General features: G+C 67.5%; 20 protein-coding genes. 14 read left to right on the top strand and 6 right to left on the bottom strand.

Features of this window, described 5'->3' with window-relative positions; translation table 11 throughout:
• Positions 1-128 precede the first annotated feature (128 nt).
• Both C4E04_RS16635 and pdeM read left to right on the top strand, forming a co-directional pair.
• On the top strand, positions 129-2,819 hold the full coding sequence (locus C4E04_RS16635) for a ligase-associated DNA damage response DEXH box helicase (RefSeq protein WP_109599166.1): 2,691 nt from the start codon (positions 129-131) through the stop codon (positions 2,817-2,819).
• Between the two features lie 50 nt (positions 2,820-2,869).
• Entirely contained in the window at positions 2,870-3,517 is a 648-nt protein-coding gene (pdeM, locus tag C4E04_RS16630; protein WP_109601225.1) for a ligase-associated DNA damage response endonuclease PdeM, read from the top strand.
• A 7-nt stretch (positions 3,518-3,524) separates the two neighbouring features.
• Here the strand turns inward: pdeM and C4E04_RS16625 are convergent, their stop codons facing one another.
• The 3 genes from C4E04_RS16625 to C4E04_RS16615 form a co-directional block, all read right to left on the bottom strand.
• Positions 3,525-4,286: a TIGR02186 family protein gene (locus C4E04_RS16625; protein WP_109599164.1), complete on the bottom strand. Its 762-nt coding sequence runs from the start codon at positions 4,284-4,286 to the stop codon at positions 3,525-3,527.
• A complete protein-coding gene (locus tag C4E04_RS16620) occupies positions 4,283-5,212 on the bottom strand; it encodes a sulfite exporter TauE/SafE family protein (protein ID WP_109599162.1) in 930 nt (309 codons plus the stop codon). The genes C4E04_RS16625 and C4E04_RS16620 overlap by 4 nt, the downstream gene beginning before the upstream one ends.
• Positions 5,213-5,314: 102 nt before the next feature.
• The gene (locus C4E04_RS16615; RefSeq protein ID WP_162559435.1) at positions 5,315-8,212 is read right to left on the bottom strand and encodes an SEL1-like repeat protein; all 2,898 of its coding nucleotides are present in this window, start codon (positions 8,210-8,212) and stop codon (positions 5,315-5,317) included.
• Positions 8,213-8,561: 349 nt separating this feature from the next.
• Between C4E04_RS16615 and C4E04_RS16610 the strand changes: the two genes are divergently transcribed.
• From C4E04_RS16610 to C4E04_RS16580, 7 genes are all read left to right on the top strand, one after another.
• Entirely contained in the window at positions 8,562-8,969 is a 408-nt protein-coding gene (locus C4E04_RS16610) for a MerR family DNA-binding transcriptional regulator (protein ID WP_109601222.1), read from the top strand.
• 927 nt (positions 8,970-9,896) lie between these two features.
• Positions 9,897-11,690, top strand: a complete 1,794-nt coding sequence (locus C4E04_RS16605; protein WP_109599158.1) for an acyl-CoA dehydrogenase C-terminal domain-containing protein — start codon at positions 9,897-9,899, stop codon at positions 11,688-11,690.
• Between the two features lie 131 nt (positions 11,691-11,821).
• Positions 11,822-13,030 carry an acetyl-CoA C-acetyltransferase gene (locus C4E04_RS16600; RefSeq protein ID WP_109599156.1) on the top strand — a complete coding sequence of 403 codons (1,209 nt, stop codon included), beginning with the start codon at positions 11,822-11,824 and terminating at the stop codon, positions 13,028-13,030.
• Between the two features lie 146 nt (positions 13,031-13,176).
• Positions 13,177-15,384, top strand: coding sequence for a 3-hydroxyacyl-CoA dehydrogenase NAD-binding domain-containing protein (locus C4E04_RS16595; protein WP_109599153.1), 2,208 nt, complete (start codon positions 13,177-13,179; stop codon positions 15,382-15,384).
• 94 nt (positions 15,385-15,478) lie between these two features.
• Positions 15,479-15,988, top strand: coding sequence for a DinB family protein (locus C4E04_RS16590; protein ID WP_109599151.1), 510 nt, complete (start codon positions 15,479-15,481; stop codon positions 15,986-15,988).
• 13 nt (positions 15,989-16,001) lie between these two features.
• Entirely contained in the window at positions 16,002-16,550 is a 549-nt protein-coding gene (locus tag C4E04_RS16585; protein ID WP_109599149.1) for a thioesterase family protein, read from the top strand.
• A gap of 57 nt (positions 16,551-16,607) precedes the next feature.
• A complete protein-coding gene (locus tag C4E04_RS16580; protein WP_109599147.1) occupies positions 16,608-17,237 on the top strand; it encodes a 2-hydroxychromene-2-carboxylate isomerase in 630 nt (209 codons plus the stop codon).
• Positions 17,238-17,288: 51 nt separating this feature from the next.
• On the opposite strand, the gene C4E04_RS16575 is transcribed toward C4E04_RS16580, so the two are convergent.
• The gene (locus C4E04_RS16575) at positions 17,289-20,798 is read right to left on the bottom strand and encodes a PAS domain-containing hybrid sensor histidine kinase/response regulator (protein ID WP_109599145.1); all 3,510 of its coding nucleotides are present in this window, start codon (positions 20,796-20,798) and stop codon (positions 17,289-17,291) included.
• An 81-nt stretch (positions 20,799-20,879) separates the two neighbouring features.
• Positions 20,880-21,794, bottom strand: coding sequence for a LysR family transcriptional regulator (locus tag C4E04_RS16570; RefSeq protein ID WP_109599142.1), 915 nt, complete (start codon positions 21,792-21,794; stop codon positions 20,880-20,882).
• Between the two features lie 120 nt (positions 21,795-21,914).
• Here C4E04_RS16570 and C4E04_RS16565 point away from each other — a divergent pair, with 120 nt between their 5' ends.
• The 5 genes from C4E04_RS16565 (at position 21,915) to C4E04_RS16545 (ending at position 25,823) form a co-directional block, all read left to right on the top strand.
• Entirely contained in the window at positions 21,915-22,343 is a 429-nt protein-coding gene (locus tag C4E04_RS16565; RefSeq protein ID WP_109599140.1) for a DoxX family protein, read from the top strand.
• Between the two features lie 8 nt (positions 22,344-22,351).
• On the top strand, positions 22,352-22,879 hold the full coding sequence (locus C4E04_RS16560; protein WP_109599138.1) for a VOC family protein: 528 nt from the start codon (positions 22,352-22,354) through the stop codon (positions 22,877-22,879).
• A gap of 55 nt (positions 22,880-22,934) precedes the next feature.
• Positions 22,935-23,369: a large conductance mechanosensitive channel protein MscL gene (gene mscL / locus C4E04_RS16555; RefSeq protein WP_109599136.1), complete on the top strand. Its 435-nt coding sequence runs from the start codon at positions 22,935-22,937 to the stop codon at positions 23,367-23,369.
• A gap of 109 nt (positions 23,370-23,478) precedes the next feature.
• A complete protein-coding gene (locus C4E04_RS16550) occupies positions 23,479-24,681 on the top strand; it encodes a pyridoxal phosphate-dependent aminotransferase (protein ID WP_109599134.1) in 1,203 nt (400 codons plus the stop codon).
• Between the two features lie 95 nt (positions 24,682-24,776).
• Positions 24,777-25,823: an AbrB family transcriptional regulator gene (locus C4E04_RS16545; RefSeq protein ID WP_109599132.1), complete on the top strand. Its 1,047-nt coding sequence runs from the start codon at positions 24,777-24,779 to the stop codon at positions 25,821-25,823.
• A 5-nt stretch (positions 25,824-25,828) separates the two neighbouring features.
• Here the strand turns inward: C4E04_RS16545 and C4E04_RS16540 are convergent, their stop codons facing one another.
• Positions 25,829-26,710: a MurR/RpiR family transcriptional regulator gene (locus tag C4E04_RS16540; RefSeq protein ID WP_109599129.1), complete on the bottom strand. Its 882-nt coding sequence runs from the start codon at positions 26,708-26,710 to the stop codon at positions 25,829-25,831.
• Positions 26,711-26,773: the final 63 nt, after the last annotated feature.

The raw sequence follows: 26,773 nt of genomic DNA, 5'->3' as shown, positions 1-26,773 counted from the left end.
GCTTGAGGATCGGGCCGCCAAGGTGGCCCGGCTCACGGGCCGGGGCAAGCCGTCCGGCCCACGATCCACACCGGACATGATCGAACAGGCCATGGCGGAATTATCAACGGCACCTATCTTGGACCTCGATGGCGAAACCCTCGGCGACGATTCTCCCCAAGATCTTCCGTGACTGGTTCAGGTCCCGTGGCTGGACGCCCCGGGCGCATCAGCTCGAACTGGTCGCCAAGGCGGAGGCGGGGCGCTCCGTCCTGCTCGTGGCGCCTACGGGAGCGGGCAAGACCCTGGCGGGCTTCCTGCCGAGCCTCGTGGAGCTTTCGGAGCGCGGCGCCGGCAAGAAGGAGAAGCGCGGGCTTCATACCCTCTATGTCTCGCCCCTGAAGGCCCTGGCGACGGACGTCGCCCGCAATCTCGAGATCCCCGTGCAGGAAATGGGTCTGCCGATCCGCATCGAGACCCGCACGGGCGATACGCCCGCCCACAAGCGCGCCCGGCAGATCGAGCGGCCGCCCGACATTCTGCTCACCACACCCGAGCAGCTCGCGCTCCTCCTCGCCCATCGCGAGGCGCGGGAGCTGTTCAAGGACCTGCGGCGGGTCGTCCTCGACGAGCTGCATTCCCTGGTCACGTCGAAGCGCGGAGACCTGCTCTCGCTGGATCTTGCGCGCCTGTTCGCCCTCGCGCCCGAGGTGACGGCCGTGGGACTGTCCGCCACCGTGCGCGAGCCGGACGAGCTGCGGAAATACCTGATGCCGCAGGGATCACCCTCCCCTGGAGGGGGAGGGTCGACCGACAGGTCGGGGTGGGGTGGTAACGCCAACGTCGGAGAGGTTGAGGATCCCACCCCCTCCCGCGCCCCCGAACTCGGGTGTTCCCGAGTTCGGCTTTCCATGCGCAAGTCGGAAACATCCGACTTGCGTGGCGCAACCTCCCCCCTCAAGGGGAAGGTGAAGGGAGGTGACCTCGCGGACCTCGTCGTGGTGGAGGGCGGCGCCCGGCCGGACATCCGCATGCTCGATCTCGACGAGCGCCTGCCGCTTGCCGGCCACACCGCGGCCTTGTCGATGCCGGCGATCTACGACCTGATCCGACGGCACAAGACGACGCTCGTCTTCGTCAACACCCGCATGCAGGCGGAATACACCTTCCAGGAGCTCTGGAACCTCAACGACGACGGGCTCGCGATCGCGCTCCATCACGGTTCTCTCGACGTGTCGCAACGCCGGCGTGTCGAGGAAGCGATGATCGCCGGAAAGCTGCGCGCCGTGGTCTGCACCGCGACCCTCGATCTCGGCATCGACTGGGGCGACGTGGACCTCGTGGTGAATGTGGGCGCGCCCAAGGGCGCGTCCCGCATCATGCAGCGCATCGGACGCTCGAACCACCGCATGGACGAGCCGTCCCAGGCCTATCTGGTGCCGGCGAACCGCTTCGAGATCCTGGAATGCCGGGCCGCCCTCGACGCCGTGCACGAGGCCGCGCAGGACACGCCGGATGCGCGGACCGGCGCCCTCGACGTGCTCTGCCAGCACATCCTCGGCATGGCCTGCGCGGACCCCTTCCGCCCGGAGGAGCTCTACGAGGAAATCCGCTCGGCCGCGCCCTATGCCGGTCTGTCGTGGGAGGATTTCGAGGCCTGCGTCGCCTTCGTGGCGACGGGCGGCTACGCCCTTCGGGCCTATGAACGCTTCGCCAAGATCGTGAAGGGCAAGGACGGGTTCTGGCGCGTGCGCGATGCCCGCGTGGCGCAGCAATACCGGATGAATGTGGGCACCATCGTGGAATCCACCATGATCAAGGTGCGTCTCGGCCGGACGAGCCGCACGCGGCCGGGCACGGTGGTGCCGCGCGGCAGGATCCTGGGCGAGATCGAGGAATATTTCGCCGAGACCCTGACGCCCGGCGACACCTTCCTGTTCGCAGGCGAGGTCCTGCGCTTCGAAGGCATTGGCGAGGACGCGGTCCTGGTCACGCGGGCGAGCGCCGGGACGGACCCCAAGATTCCCTCCTACGAGGGCGGCAAGTTTCCGCTCTCGACGTTCCTGGCGGCGCGGGTGCGGGAGATCCTGGCCGATCCCTTCGAGTGGGACCGGCTGCCCGCGCAGCTCACCGAATTTCTCCTGCAGCAGCGCCGCCGCTCCATCGTGCCGGGCCCGCGCGACCTCCTGGTCGAGACCTTTCCGCGGGGCGGGCGGTTCTACATGACCTGTTTCCCATTCGAGGGCCGCCTCGCGCACCAGACCTTGGGCATGCTCCTCACCCGGCGCCTGGAGCGGGCGCGCCTGAAACCCCTGGGCTTCGTGGCGAACGATTACGGCCTCGCGGTCTGGGGCAACGGCGACATCGCCGCGCGGGTCGGGCGCGAGCCCGGTTTTCTCGACGAGCTGTTCTCGGAGGACATGCTGGGCGACGACCTGGAGGATTGGCTGGCCGAGGCGGCACTGATGAAGCGCACCTTCCGCCATTGCGCAGTGATCGCCGGGCTCATCGAGCGCCGCTTTCCGGGCCAGGAGAAGACTCAGCGTCAGGTGACGATCTCGACAGACCTCGTCTACGACGTGCTGCGCAAGCACGAGCCCGACCACGTGCTCCTGCGCGCCGCCCGGGCCGATGCGGCAACAGGACTCCTCGACGTGAGGCGCCTCGGCATGATGCTTTCGCGCATCCGGGGGCGAATCATCCACAAACCGCTCGACCGGGTTTCTCCCTTAAGCGTGTCCGTCATGCTGGAGATCGGCCGCGAGCGCGTCTATAGCGACGATGCGGACGAGATTCTGGCCGAGGCGGAAGCAGCGCTTCTCGACGAGGCTTTGGCGTGACGGCTTTGCTCAAGAACAAACAGACAACAACCGAGATCGGCCTGAACGGCATGGCGGCGGTCCTGGACCTGACCGGGGCTCTCTACCTGCCCGACGAAGATGCGCTCCTGGTGGCGGACCTGCATTTCGAGAAGGGCTCCTCCTTCGCGCGGCGCGGCATGATGCTCCCGCCCTACGACACCCGCGAGACCCTGGCGGCCCTCAAGGAGGCCGTGTTCCGCTTCGATCCGCGAATGGTGGTGGCTCTGGGCGACAGCTTCCACGATGTGGGCGGACCCGACCGGCTCGGCGAGGAGGAGCGTGCCGTTCTCGCGCAGGTCCAGAGCGGCCGGGACTGGGTCTGGATCACGGGCAACCACGATCATGCGCTGCCGGCGAGCATCGGCGGGCGGGTCGCGGCCGAGCTGGCCCTGGGGGCGCTCACCCTCCGCCATGAGCCGCTGGCGGGCGCCGAGGCCGAGGTCGCCGGCCATCTCCACCCGGTCGGCAAGGTGGTAATGCGCGGGCGCGCCACGCGCCGGCGCTGCTTTCTCACCGACGGGTCGCGCTGCATCATGCCGGCGCTCGGGGCCTATGCGGGCGGCCTGAACGCCTGCGACGCGGCCTTCAAGCCGTTGTTTCCGAATGGATTTACAGCGCACCTCATCGGAACGGAGCGGATCTTCGCCATCGCCCGCGCCATGCTGTGCCGGGATTGAGGCGGCGTCAGTCGCGTCGGAAGACGGCGTTCGCGGTCCAGCCGAAGAACAGGGCCAGCAGGGCGGCGCCGAGCCCGTACAGAAGGCTCCAGTCGTGGGCCACATCGCCCACCTGCTGCTCGAAGCCGGTCTTGACCAGCTCGAAATGGGTCAGGGTCCGGGCCAGGATCACCGTGTCGGCGAGCAGCACCACCTCCACGTCGTAGGTCCCGGGCGGGGCCGTCGCCGGCAGGGGGATGCTCGCATTGAAGATGCTGGGCGTCAGGAAGGTCACGCCGCGCTCGTTCTCCCGATAGAGGCCCTCCCGGCTCTTGAGCCGGAGCAGCGCCTCGCGGAACGGCTCGTCGGCGCCGCCCCGGTCGTTGGTGAAGTCCGGCGCATGGACGATGGCCGAAAGCCCGATCTTCTGACGCCTGCGGAGCTGTTCGCTGGTGATCTCCGCAATGGGGCGCGAGGTCAGGACCGCCAGATAGGCCGGCGCGGTCGGGAATTTCTGCTGGTCCTGGTTGAGCCAGAAGGGGCCGAGCCGGTCCTTCTCGCGCACCACGAGGAATTGCTGCGGGCCCCGGATCGTGACCGCCGCGTCGTAGCCCGTGGCGCGGGCGACGGTCTGCGCATCGCGCTCGATGGCGCCGAAGACGGCGATCGACGTGCCCGTATAGTTGGAATTGATCAGAACCCGATGGTTGGACAGGGAGGTGATCAAGCTCTCGGCCAGAGCGGGGGTGGCTCCGGCGAGGAGCAGGATGAGCAGGGCAGCGATCCTCACGTATGCGCCTCCTGCTGGGTGATCGAAAAGGGCTCCTCCGGCTTCACCACGAGTTCCAGGGCGAAGCGCAGGCCGACTGCCAGCAGCAGGATGGCGAGCAGGAAGCGGAACAGCTCGGCGCGCAGGTTCCGCCCGGCCCTGGCGCCGAACTGGGCGCCGAACACGCCGCCGACGATGAGCAGGATCGCCAGGACGATGTCGACCGCCTGGTTGGCGACCGCGTGGAGCACGAGGGCCACGAGGGTCGTGCAGACGATCTGGAACTGGGAGGTGCCCACCACCACGCCGGTCGGCACGCGGAAGACGTAGAGCAAAGCCGGCACGACGATGAAGCCGCCGCCGATGCCGAGCAGCGCGCCCGCGAAGCCCACGAAGAGCGACATGCCCGCGATGGGAATGACGCTGGCATAGAGCTTGGAGCGGTAGAAGCGCATGCGCAGGGGCCAGCCCAGATAGGGCGGATGCTTGCCGGCATTGCGGCGCGGCCGTGCGGGCGCGCCCTTATGCTTGAGCCAGAACTCCCGGATGCTCTCCTTCAGCATGAGGCTGCCGACGACCGTGAAGAGGGTCACGTACGAGACCACGATCACGAGGTCGAGCTGGCCGGCCCGGCGGGCCGCAGCGAAGAACCAGACGCCGAGGGCCGAGCCGATGAAGCCGCCGAACACGAGAATGCCGCCGAGCTTGAAGTCCAGGGCGCCGCGCCGCAGGGCGCTGAGCACGCTCGTGGTGGAGGAGGCTACGATCTGGGCCGACTGGGTCGCGACCGCCACCGCCGGCGGAATGCCGAGAAAGATGAGGAGCGGCGTCATCAGAAAGCCGCCGCCGATGCCGAAGAGACCCGATATGAACCCGACCGCCGCTCCCAATCCGAGGATCAGGAGAACGCTCACAGGCATCTCGGCGATAGGCAGATATATTTGCACCCCACTTCCCCTACGGCCGGCGCCGCCACGTTCCGGTCATGTCATCCGTTGCCCGACACTAGATGCTCTCCCGTGAACAAAGACTGACAGAGATTGGCCGCGTCAGATCCGGTTGCCCGATCCGAGTCCAAAAGTCGCTGAGCGTTCGGCCGGCGGTTGCGGGGCTTCGTTGGCGAGCGGGTCGGCCGGCCTCGGGCGCCACTCCGCAACCGTCGCCTTCAAGGCCGTAAGCTCGGTCGGCTTCAGGTAGCCGGCAATCTCGTCGCGCTTCCGGGCCGCCTCCGCGTCGCCCTGGGCGGCCGCCAAGGCGAACCACCGGTAGGCCTGGGCCGGGCTCTTGCGGGTCCCGATGCCGCGGGCATGGAGGACGGCGATATTGAACTGGCTGTCCCGGACGCCCGCTTCCGCTGCTTCGGTGAACCACCGTGCCGCGGCCACATAATCGGGATTTCCGCCGATGCCTGAGGCGAGCAGGGTTGCGAAATTGTGCATGGCCCGGACGTTGCCGCCCTGGGCGGCCCGCTCATACCAGGCGGCGGCGAGCTTCACGTCTCGGGTCGTGCCGATGGCCTTGTCGTACATGAGGGCGAGCCGCTCCTGGGCCGGAACGAGGCCCGCCTGCGCCACCCGCTCGAAAAGCCGAAGGGCGAGCGTCGAATCCTGCGGGATCCCGCGCCCCTCGGCCGCTCTCAGGGCGATCTCGTAGACGGCCGTTCCGTCGCCTGAGAGCGCCGCCTGCCGCAGGGCTGCGGGAATGTCCGCCGGAAGGTCGCCCAGTTTGTCCGGATCGACCGGATACCGGATTGCCGCTGGGGGAGGAGAGAGGACGGCAGGGCTCGCCGCCGTGAGGCTCGAAGGCTGGAAGAGGTCGGTCGCGGTCGGGGATGCCGGGGCCGTAGGCGCTGCGGAGACCTCCGGGCGCCCCGCCGGATCCGTCGCCGTGGTCGGCTCGGTCTGGGCGGTCGCCGGTACGGGCGAGCGGGGAGCGCTGGCCAGGATCTGTGCCGTGCCCGCCGCTAGCACGAGGCAGGCGAGACCGAAGAACAGGGAACGGCGATGGCTGTCGAGTTTCCGGCGCAACCGTTCCAGAAACGACGGGGCGAGATCCGATCCCGCTTCGGCGATATCCTGGTCTGTCAGCACTTCCGTGGCCGGTTCCTGTTCCGCCACGACTTCGTCCGTCTCGGATTCTCCCGGAGCTGGCAGGGTCCGCGAGGCGCGGCGGGCCGCCGCGATGAAACTTGCCCGCACGTCGTCGAGGTCCGGCTCCTGTGTCCGGTCGGGCAGGGCGTCTGTGGCCGAGGAGTCCTGCGGGATAGTGGCCGCGATGTCCTGGATCTGCGACAGGGCCGAAGCCTGGAGGCGGCGCACGGCCGCTTCCAGACGGTCCGCCGATGGCAACGCCGCCCTGCTGCCCCCCTGTCCGGCCAGCGCGGCGGTTGGCAGTGCATCGCAGCGGGACAGCAAGCTCTCAAGGGCGTCGTGGACCGCCAGCAGGGTCTGCTGGGTCTTCCGCTCCGCCCGGGCCTGGAGGGCCTTCAGCTCGACGAACCCGGCCTTGACGGCGTCGAGATCGCGATCGGTGAGCCCGGCCGGGCCAGCATTCCTCGCGACCAGGAGGTCCTTCATCTGCGTTGAGGCCTCGTCGAAGGCCTGCCGCCAGGTCTCCGGCATCCGGGCAAGTTCCTCGGCACAGGCGGTCACGCGCCTTTCGAGGTCGCCCAGGGCCGGCACGACGGAGCCGGCTTTGCGCAGTTCCTCCTCGAGCCGGTCGAAGCGCCCGTTGAGAGCATCCGCCTGTTCGAGGCGCCCATCCGCCATATGCGCCATACGCTCGGTGAGAACGGCAAGCTGCTCCGCGATGGGGTCGAGATTGGCGGGTTCGGGCACCGGCCGGTCCGCCAGGATGTCGAGCCGGCGGCTCATGTCCTGAAGATGAACCGGGACGTCGTTCTTTTCCTGCAGGGCGACCGAGCGGCCCAGGGCCGCGCAGACCTCTTCGAGGGAGGTCCTGAGGGCCGCGAAATCGCTGCGCCCGATCTGCTCGGCCCGGAGCTGCTCTACTTGCCGGCCCAGGGCGGCCACGGATTCGGACAGGCCGTCGATCTGCTGTGGCTCGGCCCGCCGCGCAAGGTCCTGGCGGAGGTCGACGATCTGGCTGCTGAGGAAGTCGATTACGGAGCGGTCGACACTCGTCTCGGCAAGCTGCGTGACCTTCCCCTTGAGCTGCTCGATCTCGTCGCCGAGCCGCCGGTGCAGGTTGTCCGCAACAGTCTCAGACAGGGCTTCGATCTTGCGGTTCAGGCCCGCGACGGAGCCCGCGAGGGTGAGCAGGTCCTTGCTCGACGGACTCCGCTCCAGATCCCGTGCGAGGAGCCGGAAGGTCTCGTCGAGGGTGGCGATCTGGCCGCGGGTCGCGAGGCTGTCCATTCCGGCGCGCAGGCGGTTGATCTCCTGGCGGATCGCCTCGACCGGCCGGGACGGATCGTCGATCCGCGTCGCAAGCCGCGAGACGTCCGTGCGCAGCCCGGCGAGGGTCTCGGTCAGCGGCGCCAGGGCTTCGCCTGTCGGATTCTCGCTGCGGCGCTCGACGGTTTCCAGGCGCCCCTTGAGAGCGGACAGGTTCCGCGACAGGGCCTCGGACAAGCGCTCCTGCCGGTCGGCGACGCTCCTGGCCGTCTCGTTCAGGCGGTCTTCCGTCTGCTCGATCCAGAGCGCCATGGCCTCCAGCGCCACCACGTTGCGGGAGGCCTGATCGGTGAGAGTGGGCTCCTCACGGGCCGGCTCCGGGGTCGGAAAAGCCGTCTCGAAGGCCTGTCCCAGGCCATCCGTCTCGTCGACCGCCTCTTCGGGCGGCGGGGTCGTGACGGGCCCGTACCGGTCCATGGCAGCCGTAATCCAGTCCTCGAGGCTCAGGCCCGACCGGCGCGCGGCTTTCTCGGCGGCAGAGCGGGTCTCGGGATCGAGGGCGTCAAGATATGCCGGATCGGGTCGTCTCATGGCCGCACTCGTGGGGACGCGAAAACACTCCCGGCAACGGCCGTGACCCCACGTCACCCCCGTTCCGGTGGCCTGCGGGGGGCGGTGATTCGCGCCCGCCATCCTCCCAGGCGATGGCGCAGCTTTTGGCAAACGTAGTAAAAATGCCGTTAAGATGAGGGATTTAGGGCCTCTTCCGACTTTGGCGCACCCATCGCCCTGGCTGCTTCCGCGTCTTCCGGAGAGACACTTGCGGAAGGTGCATAGAATGTTCTATCATTGCATTATAAGTGCTTCGGGCGGACCCTGAGTAAGGCCGGACCGATAGGCAGAACAAAAGACGGGGCAGAACATGAGCAACGGCGTCGCAATGAACTTCGCTGTCCTCGCGGAGACGCGGGCGGATACGGCGGAATCCAAATCTTACACCATCGGCGATCTGGCGCGCGAATTCGGCGTCACTCTCAGGACTTTGCGCTTCTATGAGGATCGCGGCCTCCTTTCGCCGCGCCGCGAGGGCACGGCCCGCATTTACGATGCGCGCGACCGGGATCGGCTGTCGGTCATTCTCAAGGGCAAGCATCTCGGCTTCACCCTGACGGAGATCCGCGCCATGCTCGCGGAAGACCGGGGGAGCGGCGGCGTCGCGGCCAATCTCAACCTGTCCCTCTCCCAGGTCGAGGATCAGATCAGCCACCTGGAGCAGCAGCGGGCCGAGATCGAGGAGGCCCTGGTCGAGCTCCGGGCCTGCCGCGCGCGCCTGACCAACGCCGCCTGAGACGGGCGCGCCTCTTCCCGGACGAGTCGGCGACGCGACACAGCGCGTCCCGGCCGATGGAACATGTCTTCGGGCCATTCGTACTGTCATTCCGGTTCCGCTGCGGCCAGTGCCGCAGCGTTCGGCCGTCTGTACGGCTTTGGGTGCGCGGCAATACAGTCGCCTTAGGATCGGCATCTGCCTTTCCGGGAGAACCGGCTGGCGGGGCGGGCCATCGGCCGATTTGACAGTCGTCTGGCAGAAAGCACTCGGAAGAACTCAAGTCACAAGTGTTCTGCGATGGGGCAGGCGGTTTCAGGGTATCGACGTCAGCGCCGTTGCGCAGGGCGTTCGTCGCCCCGGTGATAGGAGGCGCTTAGGGTCAGGCGAGCGGTTTTGACGTGAGGCAAACTGTCGGTGCCCTCCTGGAAGGGGGGGCGGATCAGGCTCGTGGACGAATTTGGTTCGCGCGGCCTGTCGACCCTGCCAAGGGCCATCCTGGTGCCATCCTTTCACCCGGGAGAGCCGTGGTAAATCCGGCTCTGTCTCTGGTCCGGGCTCGTATGTTTCCGGCACGATCCACCCCTGCGGCTGTGCTCGCGAACCTGTGGCTACTGTCGGCATTTTGCGGTTCCGGAGAACGGGCTCAGTCCTGCCTTCGCCCTGACAGCCGGCCGTCCGGAGTTCCGCATCCAGCGGGTGCACGGCCCCACCACTACGACAGGTCCGGCAATTTCAGGGGAAGCATCATCAAAGGTGCCGTCGCGGCTCTGCGCTTCCCACCCCTGACATTCACGTTATCCCAGTCCGTACCCCATACCGCCGGACAATCGGCGCCCTACCTCTTCCCCAGCGCGGCTGGACAGTTTATATGTAAACTATCTTGTCGGCCGGTGGCGTCAGGTCGAAGCGACCGAGGCTGCCGGCATGCGATCTGGGAGGACTTCCATGCCGGTCTACAAGGCCCCCGTCGAAGACGTGACGTTCCTGCTGAACGACGTCTTCTCCATCGAGCGCTACAACAACCTGCCGGGCTTCGCGGATGCGACACCCGACACGGTGGAGGCGATCCTGGCCGAGGGAGCCAAGCTCTGCGAGGAGGTCTTCGCGCCCCTCAACCTGAGCGGGGACCAGGAAGGCTGCACCCGCCATCCGGATGGGTCGGTGACGACGCCCAAGGGCTTCAAGGAAGCCTACGAGGCTTTCACGGCAGGCGGCTGGATGGGACTTTCGGCCCCCGAGGAATATGGCGGGCAGGGCCTGCCGACCACCCTCAATTCGGTGATGCAGGAATTCATGTCGGCCGCCAACCTGGCGCTCGGCATGTATCCGGGCCTGACCCAGGGCGCCATCGCGGCCCTCCTGGTGCACGGCTCGGACGCTATCAAGAGGACCTACCTGCCCAAGATGGTGGAGGGCGCCTGGACCGGCACCATGAACCTCACGGAGCCCCATTGCGGCACCGATCTCGGGCTTCTTAAGACGAAGGCCGTGCCCAACGGCGACGGCTCCTATGCGATCACCGGCACCAAGATCTTCATCTCGGCCGGCGAGCACGACATGGCCGAAAACATCGTCCATCTGGTGCTGGCCCGCATCGAGGGCGCGCCGGCAGGCACCAAGGGCATCTCGCTCTTTGTCGTGCCGAAGGTCCTCGTGAACGAGGATGGCTCGCTCGGTGAGCGCAACGGCGTGTCCTGCGGCTCCATCGAGCACAAGATGGGCATCCACGGCAACGCCACCTGCGTGATGAACTACGACGGCGCGAGGGGCTGGCTGATCGGTGAGGAAAACCGCGGCCTCAACGCCATGTTCGTGATGATGAACGAGGCCCGCCTCGCGGTCGGCGTGCAGGGACTGGCGCAGTCCGAGGTCGCCTACCAGAACGCCGTCGCCTACGCCAAGGAGCGTCTCCAGGGCCGTTCGCTGACCGGGCCGAAATTCCCCGACAAGCCGGCCGATCCGATCATCGTCCATCCGGACGTGCGCCGCACGCTTCTCACCATGAAGGCGTTCAACGAGGCTGCCCGCGCGCTCGTGCTCTGGACGGCCCTCAAGGGCGATGTCGCGCACCGCTCGTCCGACGAGGCGGAGCGCCAGTCGGCCGACGACCACATGGGCCTGCTGACCCCGGTCGTGAAGGGCGTGCTGACCGATGTCGGCTTCGATAACGCCGTGAGGGCGCAGCAGATGTTCGGCGGCCATGGCTATATCGAGGAATCGGGCATGTCGCAGTTCGTGCGCGATGCCCGCATCACCATGATCTACGAGGGCGCCAACGGCATCCAGGCCATGGACCTCGTCGGCCGCAAGCTCGGCAAGGATGGGGGCCGCGCCATCATGGCCTTCTTCAACGAGGTCGGCGCCTTCTGCCAGGAGAACGCCGCCGACGAGAGCATGAAGGCCTTCGTGGCGCCCCTGCAGCAGGGCCTCGGCCATCTCCAGCAGGCCACCATGTGGTTCATGCAGAACGCCATGGCGAAGCCCGACAATGCGGGCGCTGGCGCCACCGACTACATGCATCTCTTCGGCCTCGTGGCCATGGGCTACATGTGGGCCAAGATGGCGAAGGCCGCGCAGGCCAAGAAGGCGCAGGGCAACGGCGTCGCCGAGAAGATGGACGCAAAGCTGCTCACGGGCCGCTTCTTCATGGAGCGCCTGATGCCCGAGACCGGAACGCGCCTTGCGCGCATCTCGGCAGGTTCCGACACGACCATGGCGATGCCCATGGAAGCATTCTGAGTAACCGGCGACATCCCGGCACGAGCGCTCGCGCCGCGCCGGGACCGTCCCACGAGTCCACGTACTTGAAAACGATCCCGGGTCGCGCTTCGCTTGCCCGGGAAGAGAGATGACAGTTCTGGGAGGCCTCCATGGCTGAAGCCTATATCTACGACGCGGTCCGCACCCCACGCGGGCGCGGCAAGCCGGACGGATCGCTGCACGAGGTGCCGACGGTCGATCTTGCCGTGACGACCCTCGAGGCGATCCGCAGCCGCAACGACCTCGACCCGACCCTGGTCGAGGACGTGGTGCTCGGCTGCGTCGACCCGGTAGGCGAGGCCGGCGGCGACATCGCCCGCGCGGCGGCGCTCAAGGCGGGCTTCGGCAAGGAGGTGCCGGGCATCCAGATCAACCGCTTCTGCGCCTCCGGCCTCGACGCCGTGAATCTCGCGGCCGCGCAGGTGATGACCGGCATGAAGGACCTCGCCATCGGCGGCGGAGTCGAATCTATGAGCCGCGTCGGCATGGGCGCGTCCGGCGGCGCCTGGCCGGCCGATCCCGGCATCGCGGTTCCCAACTACTTCCTGCCCCAGGGCATCTCGGCGGACCTGATCGCCACCAAATACGGCTTCTCGCGGGACGACGTGGACGCCTATGCGGTCGAGTCGCAGAAGCGTGCCGCCCGCGCCTGGGACGAGGGCCGCTTCAAGAAGTCGATCATTCCGGTCAAGGACGTCAACGGTCTCACGATCCTGGCCAAGGACGAGCATATGCGGCCGCAGACCGACATGCAGTCCCTGGGCCAGCTCAAGGCGGCCTTCGTGCAGATCGGCGAGATGGGCGGCTTCGACGCGGTGGCGATCGCCGCGCATCCGGACGTGGAGTTCATCGACCATGTCCACCATGCGGGCAATTCCTCGGGCATCGTGGACGGCGCTTCGGCAGTTCTCGTGGGCTCGCAGGAGGGCGGCCGCAAGGCCGGCCTGAAGCCGCGCGCCAGGATCCGTTCCTTCGCGTCCATCGGCTCCGATCTCGCGCTCATGCTCACCGGCCCCATCGAGGTGTCGGAGATCGCGCTGAAGAAAGCCGGCATGACGACGGACGACATCGACCTCTTCGAGATCAACGAGGCCTTCTCGGCCGTGGTGCTCCGCTACATGCAGGCCTTGAGCCTCGACCCGGCCAAGGTCAACGTGAACGGCGGCGCCATCGCCATGGGCCATCCGCTCGGCGCCACGGGCGGCATGGTCCTCGGCACCGTGCTCGACGAATTGGAGCGCACGGGCAAGCAGACAGCCCTCGTGACCCTATGCGTCGCGGCCGGCATGGGCACGGCCACAATCATCGAGCGGGTTTGATTTGGACTGTCATTCCGGGGCGCGCCTTCGGCGCGAGCCCGGAACCCATAACCACTGTCCGCGCTCCAGCCAGCAGCGACAGCGGTTATGGATCCCGGGCTCCGCGATGCGGCCCCGGGATGACGGTGTGAGGTAGGGAGGACGACATGACGAATTTCACCAATTTCCGGTTCGAGGTCGACGGCGACGGCATTGCGCTCGCCACCTGGGACATGCCCGGCCGCTCCATGAACGTCATCACCAACGAGGTGATGGGCGAGCTGGCGCAGATCATCGAGAAAGTCGCGGGCGACGAGGCCATCAAGGGCTGCGTCATCACGTCCGGCAAGGAGAGCTTCTCGGGCGGCGCCGATCTCTCGATGCTGCAGGAATCGAAGACGCAGTTCGAAAAGCTCGCCAAGGAAAAGGGACCCGAGGAGGCGATGGCCGCCTTCTTCGAGGAATCCCGCCGTCTCTCCCAGCTCTATCGGCGTCTCGAGACCAGCGGTAAACCCTTCGTCGCGGCAATCCACGGGGTCTGCCTTGGCGGCGCCTTCGAGCTGGCACTCGCCTGCCATCAGCGGATCGTGTCGGACGCGGACGCAACCCGGGTCGGCCTGCCCGAGATCAAGGTCGGCCTCTTCCCGGGCGCCGGCGGCACTCAGCGCGTCGCGCGTCTGATGCAGACGGGTGACGCCCTGCAGATGCTGCTCAAGGGCGACCAGATCCGCTCGCTCATGGCCCGCAATATGGGCCTTGTGCATCAGGTTGTGCCGCGTGACCAGCTCGTGCAGACCGCGAAGGACTGGATCCGCAATGGCGGCTCGGCCGAGGCGCCCTGGGACCAGAAGGGTTACCGGCTGCCCTCCAACAAGGTCTATTCCGCGGCCGGCATGCAGATCTGGCCCCCGGCCAACGCCATCTACCGCCGTGAGACGCAGGACAATTACCCGGCAGCCCGCGCCATCCTGGAGGCGGTCTATCAGGGCCTCCAGCTGCCCATGGACCAGGCGCTGAAAGTGGAGTCGCGCTACTTCGCCAAGATCCTGCGCTCGAAGGAAGCGGCCGCGATGATCCGCACCTTCTTCCTGTCCATGCAGGAATTGAACAAGGGTGCGCGCCGGCCGAAGAACGTGCCGCCGTCGAGCCTCAAGAAGGTCGGCGTCGTTGGCGCGGGCTTCATGGGCGCGAGCATCGCCTATGTGACGGCCGGTGCCGGCATGGAGGTCGTGCTCGTCGACCGGGACATGGAATCCGCCGAGAAGGGCAAGGCCCATTCCCACAAGCTGATGACCGACCGGATCATGAAGGGTCGCGCCAAGACGGCGGACCGCGACGCGCTGCTCGCGCGCATCACGGCCTCGGCCGATTACGGCGACCTGAAGGGGTGCGACCTCGTGATCGAGGCCGTGTTCGAGGATCCCAAGGTGAAGGCCGAGGTGATCCAGAAGGTCGAGGCGGTGATCCGGCCCGATTGCATCTTCGCGTCCAACACCTCAACCCTGCCGATCAGCGGCCTCGCCAAGGCCTCGCAGCGGCCGGACGAGTTCATCGGCATCCACTTCTTCTCGCCGGTCGAGAAGATGATGCTGGTGGAGGTCATCCTCGGCAAGCAGACGGGTGACAAGGCCCTCGCGACGGCGCTCGACTTCGTGCGCGCCATCAAGAAGACGCCGATCGTCGTCAACGATGCCCGCGGCTTCTTCGCCAATCGCTGCGTGCTCGGCTACATCCTCGAAGGCCACCTGATGTTCCTGGAGGGCGTGCCGCCGGCCATGATCGAGAATGCCGGCAAACAGGCCGGCATGCCGGTCGGGCCCCTGTCGCTCAACGACGAGGTCGGAGTCGATCTCGGCCTCAAGATCCTGCGGGCCACCAAGGAGCAGCTCGGAGAGGCTGCCATCGTGCCGGCGCAGGAGCAGCTGCTCACGACCCTCGTCGAGAAGGAAGGACGCCTCGGCCGCAAGAACCGCAAGGGCTTCTACGACTATCCCGAGAACGGCCAGAAGCGTCTCTGGCCCGGCCTGAAGGATCTCCAGCCGAAGCATCTCGAGGCCGAGACCCTGGACATGCAGGAGCTGAAGAAGCGCCTTCTCGTGACCCAGGCGCTGGAAGCAGCACGCACGGTGGAGGAGGGGGTGATCACCGATCCGCGCGAGGCGGATGTGGGCTCCATCCTCGGCTTCGGCTTCGCGCCCTATACGGGCGGCGTCCTGTCCTACATCGACTTCATGGGCGCCAAAGCCTTCGTGGAGCTGTGCCGGAACCTGCAGGCCAAGCACGGCGACCGCTTCTCGCCGCCGAAGCTGCTCCTGGACATGGCCGCCTCCGGCGAGACCTTCTACGGACGCGCGGAGGCCCGAAAGGCCGCCTGATTGCCCCTCCGTTTGGAGAGGCCGAGTGGTCGGCGGACGTGCTAAAGGATCGGCACGTCCGCCTCGTTTTGTCTCCCGTTACGGAGAAGGCCCCATGAAACAGCACTTCGTCATGCTGGCGGCCTATAATGCCTGGTGCAACCAGCGCCTTTACGATGCCGCGGCCGCGCTGCCCGATGCGGATTACCGGGCTGACCGCGGCGCGTTCTTCCGGTCCATCCACGGCACCCTCAACCACATCCTCGTGGCCGACCGCATCTGGATGCGGCGCTTTACCGGGAAGGGGGAGGCGCCCACGCGTCTCGATGCGATTCTGTTCGAGGAGTTCGGCTCGCTCCGGGACGCCCGCTGGCGGGAGGACGAGCGGATCATGAGCTACGTGGAAGGCTTGTCGGACACCGATCTCGCGTCCCGCTTCCGCTACCGGCCCATCACCAATCCGACCGAGGTGGAGCAGCCCTTGGCGCCCGCCCTGCTGCACTTCTTCAACCATCAGACCCATCACCGCGGACAGGTCCATGCGCTCCTCACGGGCCTCGGCCAGGATGCGCCCTCCCTCGACCTCGTCCTGTTCCAGCGCGTCAGAGGTATGGGGATAACCTGATCCGGGCTTTCCCATGAATCTCTGGCTGCGCGTCCTCCACCTCATCATCGCGTCGTTCTTCCGCCCGCGGCTCGACCCGGTGCGTGACGTCTCGCGCCTGTCCTTTCGGGTCTGGCCGCACGATCTCGACACCTCGCTCCACATGAATAACGGGCGCTACTGGACGCTCATGGATCTCGGCCGCACCGACATCATGATCCGTTCCGGCCTCTGGCGGGCCGTGACCCGCAACGGGTGGGTGCCGGTGGTCAGCGCCGGCAAGATCCGTTTCCGCCGGGAACTCAGGCTGTTCCAGCCCTTCGTCATGGAATCCCGGATCGTCACCTGGGCCGAAACCTGGGTGGTGATCGAGCACCGGCTCGTCTCCCAAGCGCGGGACGGCAGCCCCGTCATCAACGCCATCGCGCTGGTGCGCGCCGGCCTCTACGACCGGAAGGCCAAGAGCTTCGTGGCGGTGGAGCGTTTGTTCGACGCCATCGGCCTGCAGGCCCGCCCGCCGGAGGCCTCCGAGGAAGTAGCGGCCTTCCTGGCCGCCGAGGAGGCGCTCAAGAAGGCGACTTGATCCTGCCCGGCGGCGCGGTAGCTTTCCTGTCCCTGCCGCAACGGTGAAGACGATTCCATGCCCCGCACCATCGATTACTATTTTTCGCTGATGAGCCCCTGGGCCTATATCGGCCATACGCCCTTCATGGAGATCGCCCGGCGGCACGGGGTCGAGGTCAATTACAAGCCGGTCTTCCTCGGCCGGGTCTTCGCCGAGACGGGCGGCCTGCCCCTGGCCCAACGCCACCCGGCGCGGCAGCGCTACCGCCTCGTGGAACTCCAGCGCTGGCGGGAGAAGCGCGGGCTCACCTTCAACATCAAGCCGAAATTCTGGCCCTTCGAGGTCAATCTGGCGGATCGCTTCGTCATCGCCGTGACGGTGGCAGGCAAGGATGCCGATCCTTTCCTGCGCCGGGCCTTCAAGGCCCTGTGGGAGGAGGAGCGCGACCTGGGGAACCCGCTCGTCCTCGCAGAACTCGCCGAGGCGGCGGGGCTGGATTCCGCCTCCCTGATGGACGTGGCGACGGGCAGCACCACCGAGGCGATCTATGCCCTCAACCTCGAGAACGCCGTAGCCGGGGACGTCTTCGGGTCGCCCGCCTATGTGCTCGACGGCGAGGTGTTCTGGGGCCAGGACAGGCTCGACCTGCTCGACGATGCGCTGACCAGCGGGCGACCTGCCTACACGCCCGAAACGGCGGCGTAAGGCAGAGCTGCATGCCCTCGCGGGCGGCCTGCGCAGAGCTGGCGCGGCCGCCTATTCGGCAGCCACGCGGGTGGCGCGCCACTGGGTGAGCAGGGCCCTGAGCGCCGCCGGCTTCACGGGCTTGTTGAGCACGTGCACATGCATGGCGGCCGCCGCGTCCCGCACCGCCGGGGTGCGGTCGGCCGTCACGAGGATGGCCGGCGTGTCGACCTGGGTCTTCCAGCGCAGGGCCTTGATCAGGTCGAGTCCGTCGCCCTCGTCCAGGTGGTAATCCGCGATGATCACGTCCGGCTTGCTTTTCTGGGCCCGGATGACCGCTTGGGCGCCCTCCAGATCGGAGGCGGTCCAGACCTCGCATCCCCAGTTCGTCAGCAGGAGGCGCATCCCTTCCAGGATCGCGGGCTCGTTGTCGATCACGAGCGCGCGCATGCCCGACAGGGCCGCCAGGGCGGCCGCGGGAGCCTCCGGCGCCGCATGGGACGCCGGAAGGGCCGCCACCACCGGCACCTGAACCCGGAACACCGAGCCGCGCCCGGCCTCCGATTTCAGCGTGACCGGGTGAGCCAGCACACGCCCGAGGCGCTCGACGATGGACAGGCCGAGGCCGAGGCCGCGCGCGACCTTGGCGCCCTGGTCGAGGCGCTGGAACTCCCGGAACACGATCCGCTGCTTCGAGGGCGGGATGCCGAGGCCCGTATCCCATACCTCGAGGGTCAGGTGATGGCCCTGGCGCCGCGCCCCCACCAGAACGCGCCCGCCGGGCGTGTACTTGATGGCGTTCGAGATCAGGTTCTGCAGAAGCCGGCGCAGGAGGCGTCGGTCCGAGCGGACAGTGAGCGACGAGGGCACGAAGGTGAGCGTCAGCCCCTTGGCGCGCGCGATGGGGTCGAACTCGCGCTGGAGCTGGCGGAACAGTTCGTCGATACGGAAGCTCGACCATTGCGGCTTCATGGCGCCCGTGTCGAGGCGCGAGATGTCCAGGAGCGCCGTCAGGATTTCCTCGACGGCATCGAGGGAGGCGTCGATGTTCTCGGCCAGCGTCGCGTCGCCCGCCTCCCGGTCGCGCTCGACCAGGGAGGTGGCATAGAGGCGGGCCGCGTTGAGGGGCTGGAGAATGTCGTGGGAGGCGGCCGCCAGGAAGCGGGTCTTCGACACGTTGGCCTCGTCGGCCTCGGCCTTGGCCTGGGTCAGCGCCTCGTTGAGGCGGGTGAGCTCCTCCGTGCGCTCGCGGACGCGCTGCTCCAAGGTCTCGTTGGCGCGGCGGCTCTCCTCCTCGGCCGCCACCGTGTCGGTCACGTCCGTATAGGTGGTGACGAGGCCCCCGTCGGGCAGCGGGTTGGAGCGGATCTCGATGACCTTTCCGGAAGGATAGAGCTTGAGGCGGACCGGCTCCAGGTCGTGCAGGAAGGAATGGATGCGGGCTTCGACGAGGTCTTCCAGCGCGCCGAGTCCGTAGGAACCGCGCTCCGCGTTGAACCGGATGATGCTGTCCATGCCGACGCCGATGCGCACCAGGTTGGGCGGCAGGTCGTAGAGGTCGACGAAGGCTTGGTTCCAGGCCAGGAGTCGCAGGTCCCGGTCGAGGACCGTGATGCCCTGCCGGGCATAGTTGATGGCGTGCTGAAGGAGGTCGCGGCTGTGCTGGATCGCCGCCGAGGCGTCGTCGAGAAGCTTCAGGGCCGCCTTGGTCGAGACCGTCCGCCGACGCAGCACCAAGGACAGGGCGAGTCGGGACGAGGCGGTGCCGATGGCCGAGGCCAGGAGATGCTCCGCATAGCGCAGGAGATGGATGTCCGCCTCTGCGCGCAGTTCGAGCACCTGGCCGCGGCTGTGGGCGAAGCCCTCGAAGGAGCGGCTCGTGCGCTCGTCGCCCAGATACCGCGCCACGGTCGAGCGCAGCTCCTCCACCGAGATGCTGGGCCGGAACAGGCGGAAGCTCGGCGTCGCGGAGGTGTCGTTCTCGCCCACGAAGACATGGGCCTGGATCCGCTCCAGGGCGGTGGCCGGACGCCAGAGGGAGAAGACGACGTAAGTGATGATGTTGAGGGTCAGGCTCCAGACGACCCCGTGGGTCAGCTGGGGCAGGTCGACTCCGAAGAGGGCGGTGGGCTTCAGGGCCACGAGGCCGAAGGGGCCGGTCACCACCACGTCCGACCAGAAGACCCCGTCCCACACGAGGCTCGGCAGCAGCAGCGTATAGGCCCAGGTGACGAAGCCGACCGTGAGGCCGACGCTGGCGCCCAGCGCCGTGCCGCGCGACCAGATCAGGCCACCGATGAAGGCCGGGGCGATCTGCGCGATGGCCGCGAAGGAGAGGAGACCGATAGCCGCCAGGGCGGCCTCGCCCGAGGCCCGGTAATAGGCATAGGCCAGGAGGATCACCAGGACGATGGAGATGCGTCGCATAGCGAGTACGAACCGGCCCGGGTCGATGCCCGCGAAGGCGCGTCGGCGCAGGACGATCGGCATCGCCAGGTGGTTCGAGATCATCACGGCCACCGCAACGGAATCGACGATGACCATGGCGGTCGCGGCCGAGAACCCACCCAGGAATGCGATGATGGCGATCTTGCCCGCGCCTTCCATGAGCGGCAGCGCGAGGACCGTCATGTCCCGGTCCACAGTCCCTTCCGGAAAGACCGCGAGGCCGCCCAGCGCGATGGGAATAACGAAGATGTTGATGGCGACGAGATAGAGCGGGAAGAGCCAGGCGGCGCGCTTCACGTCCTCGATGGCCCGGTTCTCCACCACGGTCATGTGGAACTGCCGGGGCAGGAGCAGCGCCGCGCAGCTCGAGAGCAGGATCAAGGTGACGAAGCTGCCGAAGCCGGAGGTGCGCCCGAGAAGGCTCGCGCTGATGTCCTGCGCGTGCAGCTGCTCCACGATGCCGTCATACCCCTCGAACATGATGAAGGTGACGTAGCCTCCTACCACCAGGAAGGCCGCGAGCTTCACGACGGATTCGAGCGAGATGGCCAGCATGAGGCCGTCTTGGTGCTCGGTCGCGTCCGTATGGCGCGTGCCGAACGCGACCGCGAAGCCCGCCAGCACGAGCGCGACCGCAAGGGCGAGATCCCCGAAGAACGGCACGCTCTGCGGCGTAAAGCCATTCGCGGCCTTCAGGAACACGTCGAGGGAAGAGGCGACCGCCTTCAGCTGGAGCGCGATGTACGGGATGGACCCCACGAGGGCGATGAGGCTGACGATGGCCGCGACACGCTCGCTCTTGCCGTAGCGCGCGGCGACGAAGTCGGCGATCGACGAGATGTTCTGGGTCTTGGCGATCCGCACGACCCGGGACACCAGCAGGTGGCCGAAGCCGATGACCAGGATGGGGCCGATATAGATGGTGAGGAAGTCGAAGCCCGAATGGCTCGCCAGGCCCACCGAGCCGAAGAAGGTCCAGGAGGTGCAATAGACGCCGAGCGACAGCGCCGCGATCGTGGAACGCGCATGGCCCTTGAAGATGCGTCGCCCGCCATTGTCGCCCCAATAGGCGACGGCGAAGAGAAGACAGATATAGACCAGGGCCGATAGAATTACCGCCCAGCTGGCGACCATGACAGGGTTCCTTGCGAGAGCCAGACGCAGGTTTACTCCCTCGCGGGCGGGATTGTCACCGCCCCGTGACGCCGCGATGCGTCAGAGGTCGCGGTCCCAGGGTGGTTCGGGCGCGAAGCGGTCGGCCAGGAAGGCCACCACGGCACGCACCTTGGCCGGAGCCTGGCGGCCCGAGGGCAGGACCGCATGGACCGAGAGTTCATAGGTGGGCAGGTCGGGCAGCACCCGCACCAATGCGCCGCTGCGCAGGCCGTCGCCCACCAGGAAGGTGGGTTGGTAGATCAGGCCCTGGCCGGCCAGGGCCGCGGCCAGAAGGGCATCGCCGTTATTGGCCCGAAGGTTGCCCTTGACCGGCACCACCAAATCCCCGTCGGCGCCGAACACCCAGCGGTCGGCGCTGATCGTGCTCGACAGGGTGTAGCCGAGGCAGTTGTGCCGGGCGAGGTCCTCCACGCTCTGCGGCAGGCCGTGCCTCTCGAGATAGGACGGGGCGCCGCAGACCATCAGGCGGCAGGGCGCGAGCTTGCGGGCGACGAGGCTCGAATCCTTCAGCCGTCCGATCCGGATCGCCAGGTCCCAGCCTTCTTCGATCAGCTCCACATAGCGGTCGGCGAGGCCCAGATCGACGCGCAGGTCCGGATAGAGGCGGCTGAAATCCGCAAGGGCAGGCGCGATCTCGCGAAAGCCGAACGTGACGGGCACGTTGAGGCGCAAGGTTCCTCGCGGCTCGATCCGGTCGAGGCCCGCCGAGGCCTCGGCCTCCTCGATCTCGGCCAGGATCCGTTCCACGGCCGCAAGATAATGGCGCCCGCCCTCGGTCAGGACGAGCCGGCGGGTCGAGCGGTGCAGCAGCTTGATCCCGAGGCGCTCCTCCAGGGCAGCCACATGTTTCGTGACCATGGTCTGGGACAGGCCCAGGGCCCGCGCGGCCGCCGAGAAGCTGCCGAGTGCCGCCACCCGGGCGAAGACCTGCATGCTGGTGACACGGTCGAGCATGGGCTCATCTCACTCTCAGGGTGTGAACTGATATTCTGATCGGAAGATTATCGTATCGCAGGTTTGAGGTCATATGAAAGCGACACTTTGTTTCCAAAAGCCCCTTTCAAGGAGATCGCCATGATCGACACCCGTACGGCCCCCTATGCGTCCCTGATCCTGCGCGTCGCCCTGGGCGTGCTGTTCCTGGCCCATGCGGGCCTGAAGCTCTTCGTCTTCACGCCTGCCGGAACCGCCCAATTCTTCGGGAGCCTCGGACTTCCGCCCGCGCTCGCTTATGTGACGATCCTCGTGGAGATCGTCGGCGGCGTGGCGCTCATCCTGGGTTATTATGCCCGCGTCGCGGCTCTCGCGCTGATCCCGGTCCTTCTGGGCGCGATCGTCACGGTGCACGGCCCGGCCGGCTTCTTCTTCACCAACCCGAAGGGCGGCTGGGAATTCCTGGCGCTGTGGATCGCCGGTCTCCTGGCGCTGGCCCTTATCGGAGACGGCGCTCTCGCGCTGAAGCCCGCGAAGATCCCGGCCGTGTCCGGCAACCGTTCCATGTGAGGCAGGCCATGAACTCCATCACCCAACCATCCTCCGGCGCGGAGACTTCCGTGCGCCCCATCCATCCCGGCGTCCGCATCGGCCATGTGCACCTGAAAGTGGCCGATCTCGAGCGCGCGCTCGATTTCTATTGCGGCGTCCTGGGCTTCGAGCTCACCCAGCGCTACGGCGCGCAGGCCGCCTTCGTGTCGGCGGGCGGCTACCACCACCATATCGGCCTCAACACCTGGGAGAGCGCCGGCGGGCATCCGCCGGGACCCGGCACGACAGGGCTCTTCCATATGGCGATCCTCTATCCGACCCGGGGAGCCCTCGCGGATGCCCTGCGCCGGTTGGCGGAGGCGGGCATTCCCCTGGAAGGCGCGAGCGACCACGGCGTCAGCGAGGCGCTCTACCTGCGCGATCCGGACGGGAACGGAATTGAGCTTTACTGGGACCGTCCCGAGGAGCAATGGCCGCGGAGCCCCGACGGCCAGCTTCAGATGGTCACCCGCCGCCTCGACCTCAACAACCTTCTCGCCCAAGCGGGGGCTTGACGCCTATCCTGGTTCCTCCAGCTTAAGCATAGGTCGGAGCTGGAGGACCAGAACCATGTGGCAGGAATTCAAGCAGTTCGCGTTGCGCGGCAACGTGGTCGATCTGGCCATCGGCGTCATCATCGGCGCCGCCTTCGGGCGGATCGTCGAATCCCTCGTGGGCGACATCTTCATGCCCATCATCGGCGCCATCACGGGCGGCCTCGATTTCTCCAACTACTTTACGCCCCTGTCCAAGAACGTCACGGCGCCCGCCCTCGCACAGGCGAAGGCCCAAGGGGCCGTTCTGGCCTGGGGCAACTTCATCACGGTCGCGATCAACTTCGCGATCATCGCGGTCATCCTGTTCCTGGTCGTGAAGGGGATCAACCGGATGCAGCGGGTTGCGGACGCCAAGGCCGAGGAGGCCAAGAAGGCTCCCGAGATCCCGGCCGACGTGAAGCTCCTGGGCGAGATCCGCGACCTCCTGCGGGACCGGCGGGCCGTCTGATCCATCACGGGTTTCGATCGCGACCTCCGCTTCTTGTGATGGGTCGCCAACGGCACTTGCCTTTAGGGGACGGAACGGCCAACCCTGATGGCCTGTCAGGGAGCTACTCATGAACGCATCCGTGTCCGTTCCGTCGCTTTTCAATCTCCGTCCGGAGGCCGAGCAGGCGCCGTCGAGCGGGATCGTCGACGTGTTCAACCATGCCCGGGGTCGGGAGGGCGTAATCCCGCTCTGGGTCGGGGAGGGCGACCTGCCGACGCCCGCCTTCATCTGCGATGCGGCATCCCGCTCCCTCGCGGCCGGCGAGACGTTCTACACCTATCAGCGCGGCATCCCGGACCTGCGCCAGGCCCTGGCGCGCTATCACGAGCGCGTCTACGGCCTGCCCTCCGATCCGGAGCGCTTCTTCGTCACCACCGGCGGGATGCCGGCCATGCAGATCGCCATGCGCATGGTGGCCGGCAACGGGGACGACGTGCTGATCCCGACCCCGGCCTGGCCCAACTTCGTCGGCGCGGTCACGGTGGCGGGCGCCCGCCCGGTCGCGGTGCCGATGGTGTTCGGGCAGAACGGCTGGAACCTCGATTTCGAGCGTCTCGAAGCTTCCGTGACGCCGCGCAGCCGCGCCATTCTCGTCAACTCGCCCGCCAACCCGACCGGCTGGACCGCCACCCTGTCCGACCTGCGCGCGCTTCTGGATTTCGCGCGGCGGCATGGGCTCTGGATCGTGGCGGACGAGATCTACGGCCGCTTCGTCCACGATCCGGCCCTGGCGATCGACGGGCGTGCCCCATCCTTCCGGGATGTGATGTCCCCGGAGGACCGGATCCTCTTCGTCCAGACCTTCTCGAAGAACTGGGCCATGACCGGCTGGCGTCTCGGCTGGCTCGAAGCGCCGCCCGCCCTCGGCCAGGTCATCGAGAACCTCATCCAGTACCAGACCTCCGGAACGCCCGTCTTCGTCCAGCGCGGCGGGATTGCGGCCCTTGAGGATGGCGAGGATTTCGTCGCCCATCAGATTGACCGTGCCCGCACGGGGCGGGAGATCGTGGGACGGCTGGCCGACACGGGATATGTCGACCTGCCGCCTCCGAGCGGCGCCTTCTACGCCTTCCTGAAGATCAAAGGCGGCCGGACGTCGAAGGAGGTCGCCATGGCGCTCATCGAGGAGGCGAAAGTGGGGCTGGCGCCCGGCTCGGCCTTCGGGGAGGCCGGGGAGGGGTATCTGCGGCTCTGCTATGCCCGCGAGGCCTCCGACCTGGAAGAGGCGGTCCGCCGCATCGCCGAGGCCCTGCCGAGGATCGCAGGCTGAGCGGTCTTTGCGGCCCAATCTTCGGGCGCGGCATTGACGTAAGCGCCATCCCTGTCCATTGAGCCTTCCGGGCCGTTCGGGCCCGGTTTCCTGTCATGCGCATCGCTCTTGCCCATCTCGTCCAGATCCTGATCGCTGCCCTCGGCGGCCTGACGCTCGACGCGGTCGGGGTTCCGGCCGCATGGCTGTCGGGCTCCGCCCTAGCGATCGTTCTGTGGAACTGGGCCGGCCGGGCCCTGCCCATGCCCAGGGCTCTGGTCGATGCCGCGATGCTGATCTCCGGCGCCTCCATGGGCGCGGCCGTGACGCCGGCCGCCATCGCGGCCATTGCGCGCTATCCATCGAGCCTGGTGCTCCTCGTCATCGCCGTCATTGCCATTTCGGGCGCCTCCGCCTTCTGGCTCACGCGGGTCTCCGGCTGGCGCCGGGACGATGCGGTGCTGGCCTCCGTGCCCGGCGCCCTTTCGACCGTCATGGCCATCGCGGTCGATCGGAACGCCGCTGTCGCGCCCATCGCGATCGTCCAGAACCTGCGGCTCTTCGTACTGATCGCGCTCCTGCCGAGCGCGGTCGTCTTCAGCGGCGGCGGCACGGGGAGCGCCCTCATCGCCCAAGGCCTCCCGGTCCAGAGCGCCGGCGGGATGGCGTTCATCCTCGTCGGCGGACTTCTGGTCGGCCTCGTCTTCAAGCGCCTGCAGGTCGCGGCGCCGATCCTGCTCGGCGCCACCCTGGTGAGCACCGTCAGCCATGCGGGCGAATGGGTGACGGGGGTCATTCCGCCGGTCATCACGACCGGAGGCCTCGTGCTGATCGGGATCTTCATCGCGGAGCGCTTCCGGGACGTGCGGCGCTCGACCCTACGCACCACGCTCGTGGCAGCCCTGGGGTCCTTCGCGATCGGCATGGTTGTCGCGACCGCCTTCGCGGGCCTCGCCGCCTGGCTGGCGGGCGTCAGCTTCGCCAACGGCCTCATCGCCTTCGCGCCCGGCGGCCTGGAGGCCATGACCATCCTGGCGCTGGTCTTAGGGCTCGACCCTCTTTACGTGGGCATCCACCATCTGGTCCGGTTCCTGGGCATCGGCCTGGTGGTGCCGTTCGTGGTCGCCTGGCTGCAGAAGATCGATCCACCGGCCGCGCAGTGAGACGCCTAATTCTCTGATCTGCCCTGGTCCCGAAGCCGTTCGACCGCCTCCATGCGCGGCTTCGCGGTTTCCCAGAGACGCCGCGTCACGGCCCCGACGAGCGCTTCCGCGAGGAGCAGCAGCCCGGCGGACGAATCCCAGTTGGAGGGAGCGGTGATGTGGGCCGGCAGCACGTGGCGGGCGATGCGCGCGACGGGCGAGAGCCACGGATCCGTGAGGAGCACCACGGTGGCGCCCTGCCGGGCGGCGGTTTCGCTCAGGGCGATCACGTCCTCCTGGTAGCGCCGGATGTCGAACACGACGAGCACGTCCCGGCGGCCGATCTCGATCATCCGGTCCCGCCAGAGGACCGGCTGTCCGTCGATATAGTCCACATGGCTGCGCACGATCCGGAAATGGCTCTCCGCGTAGCGGGCGAGCGCTCCCGTGAAGCGGCCGCCCGTGAAATGGATGCGCCGGCGCGGATCGCTCAGGAGCGCGACCACCGCCTCGAACTCGGCCGGCGCGATATTCTCGACCGTCGCTCTCAGGTTGCCGATCGTCGCCTCCGCGAAGGCCGCGAGATCCGGCGCAGCCTGGCCGGTTCCGCTCGGTCCGGCCTTGGCGAGCGGGGACAGGAGGCGAGCCTCCAGCTCCTCGCGCAGATGCCTTTGGAATTCCGGAAAGCCGCCGAAGCCGAGACGGTTGACGAAGCGCAGGGCGGAGGGGGCCGAAATGCCTGCGCGGGATGCGAATTCGGCCACCGTTTCGAGGCCCGCGAAGGGATAATGGCTCAGGAGCACGTGGGCGGCGCGCTTCTCGGTCGGCGTGAAGGTCTCCATCTCCTGACGGATGCGATCCGCCAGAGTCAGTGACGCAGCGGAATGTATTGTACTTTCGTTGCGCATGGGGCGACCTGTCCACATCCGGTTCTTGACGATACCCGGAACCTGTACCAAAAATTCCAAAAC

It is taken from the genome of Microvirga sp. 17 mud 1-3, assembly GCF_003151255.1.
In the GTDB taxonomy this organism is placed as follows: Bacteria; Pseudomonadota; Alphaproteobacteria; order Rhizobiales; family Beijerinckiaceae; genus Microvirga.
This window is presented reverse-complemented; position numbering and strand designations above follow the sequence as displayed.

Excerpts from the sequence above, each read along its gene's own strand:
- C4E04_RS16610 (WP_109601222.1), top strand. The coding sequence starts at position 8,562 with ATGAACTTCGCTGTCCTCGCGGAGACGCGGGCGGATACGGCGGAATCC.
- C4E04_RS16570 (WP_109599142.1), bottom strand. The coding sequence starts at position 21,794 with ATGCTCGACCGTGTCACCAGCATGCAGGTCTTCGCCCGGGTGGCGGCA.
- C4E04_RS16595 (WP_109599153.1), top strand. The coding sequence starts at position 13,177 with ATGACGAATTTCACCAATTTCCGGTTCGAGGTCGACGGCGACGGCATT.
- C4E04_RS16600 (WP_109599156.1), top strand. The coding sequence starts at position 11,822 with ATGGCTGAAGCCTATATCTACGACGCGGTCCGCACCCCACGCGGGCGC.
- C4E04_RS16545 (WP_109599132.1), top strand. The coding sequence starts at position 24,777 with ATGCGCATCGCTCTTGCCCATCTCGTCCAGATCCTGATCGCTGCCCTC.
- C4E04_RS16585 (WP_109599149.1), top strand. The coding sequence starts at position 16,002 with ATGAATCTCTGGCTGCGCGTCCTCCACCTCATCATCGCGTCGTTCTTC.
- mscL (WP_109599136.1), top strand. The coding sequence starts at position 22,935 with ATGTGGCAGGAATTCAAGCAGTTCGCGTTGCGCGGCAACGTGGTCGAT.
- C4E04_RS16565 (WP_109599140.1), top strand. The coding sequence starts at position 21,915 with ATGATCGACACCCGTACGGCCCCCTATGCGTCCCTGATCCTGCGCGTC.
- C4E04_RS16550 (WP_109599134.1), top strand. The coding sequence starts at position 23,479 with ATGAACGCATCCGTGTCCGTTCCGTCGCTTTTCAATCTCCGTCCGGAG.
- C4E04_RS16580 (WP_109599147.1), top strand. The coding sequence starts at position 16,608 with ATGCCCCGCACCATCGATTACTATTTTTCGCTGATGAGCCCCTGGGCC.
- C4E04_RS16560 (WP_109599138.1), top strand. The coding sequence starts at position 22,352 with ATGAACTCCATCACCCAACCATCCTCCGGCGCGGAGACTTCCGTGCGC.
- C4E04_RS16590 (WP_109599151.1), top strand. The coding sequence starts at position 15,479 with ATGAAACAGCACTTCGTCATGCTGGCGGCCTATAATGCCTGGTGCAAC.
- C4E04_RS16635 (WP_109599166.1), top strand. The coding sequence starts at position 129 with ATGGCGAAACCCTCGGCGACGATTCTCCCCAAGATCTTCCGTGACTGG.
- C4E04_RS16615 (WP_162559435.1), bottom strand. The coding sequence starts at position 8,212 with ATGAGACGACCCGATCCGGCATATCTTGACGCCCTCGATCCCGAGACC.
- C4E04_RS16605 (WP_109599158.1), top strand. The coding sequence starts at position 9,897 with ATGCCGGTCTACAAGGCCCCCGTCGAAGACGTGACGTTCCTGCTGAAC.
- C4E04_RS16575 (WP_109599145.1), bottom strand. The coding sequence starts at position 20,798 with ATGGTCGCCAGCTGGGCGGTAATTCTATCGGCCCTGGTCTATATCTGT.
- C4E04_RS16540 (WP_109599129.1), bottom strand. The coding sequence starts at position 26,710 with ATGCGCAACGAAAGTACAATACATTCCGCTGCGTCACTGACTCTGGCG.
- pdeM (WP_109601225.1), top strand. The coding sequence starts at position 2,870 with ATGGCGGCGGTCCTGGACCTGACCGGGGCTCTCTACCTGCCCGACGAA.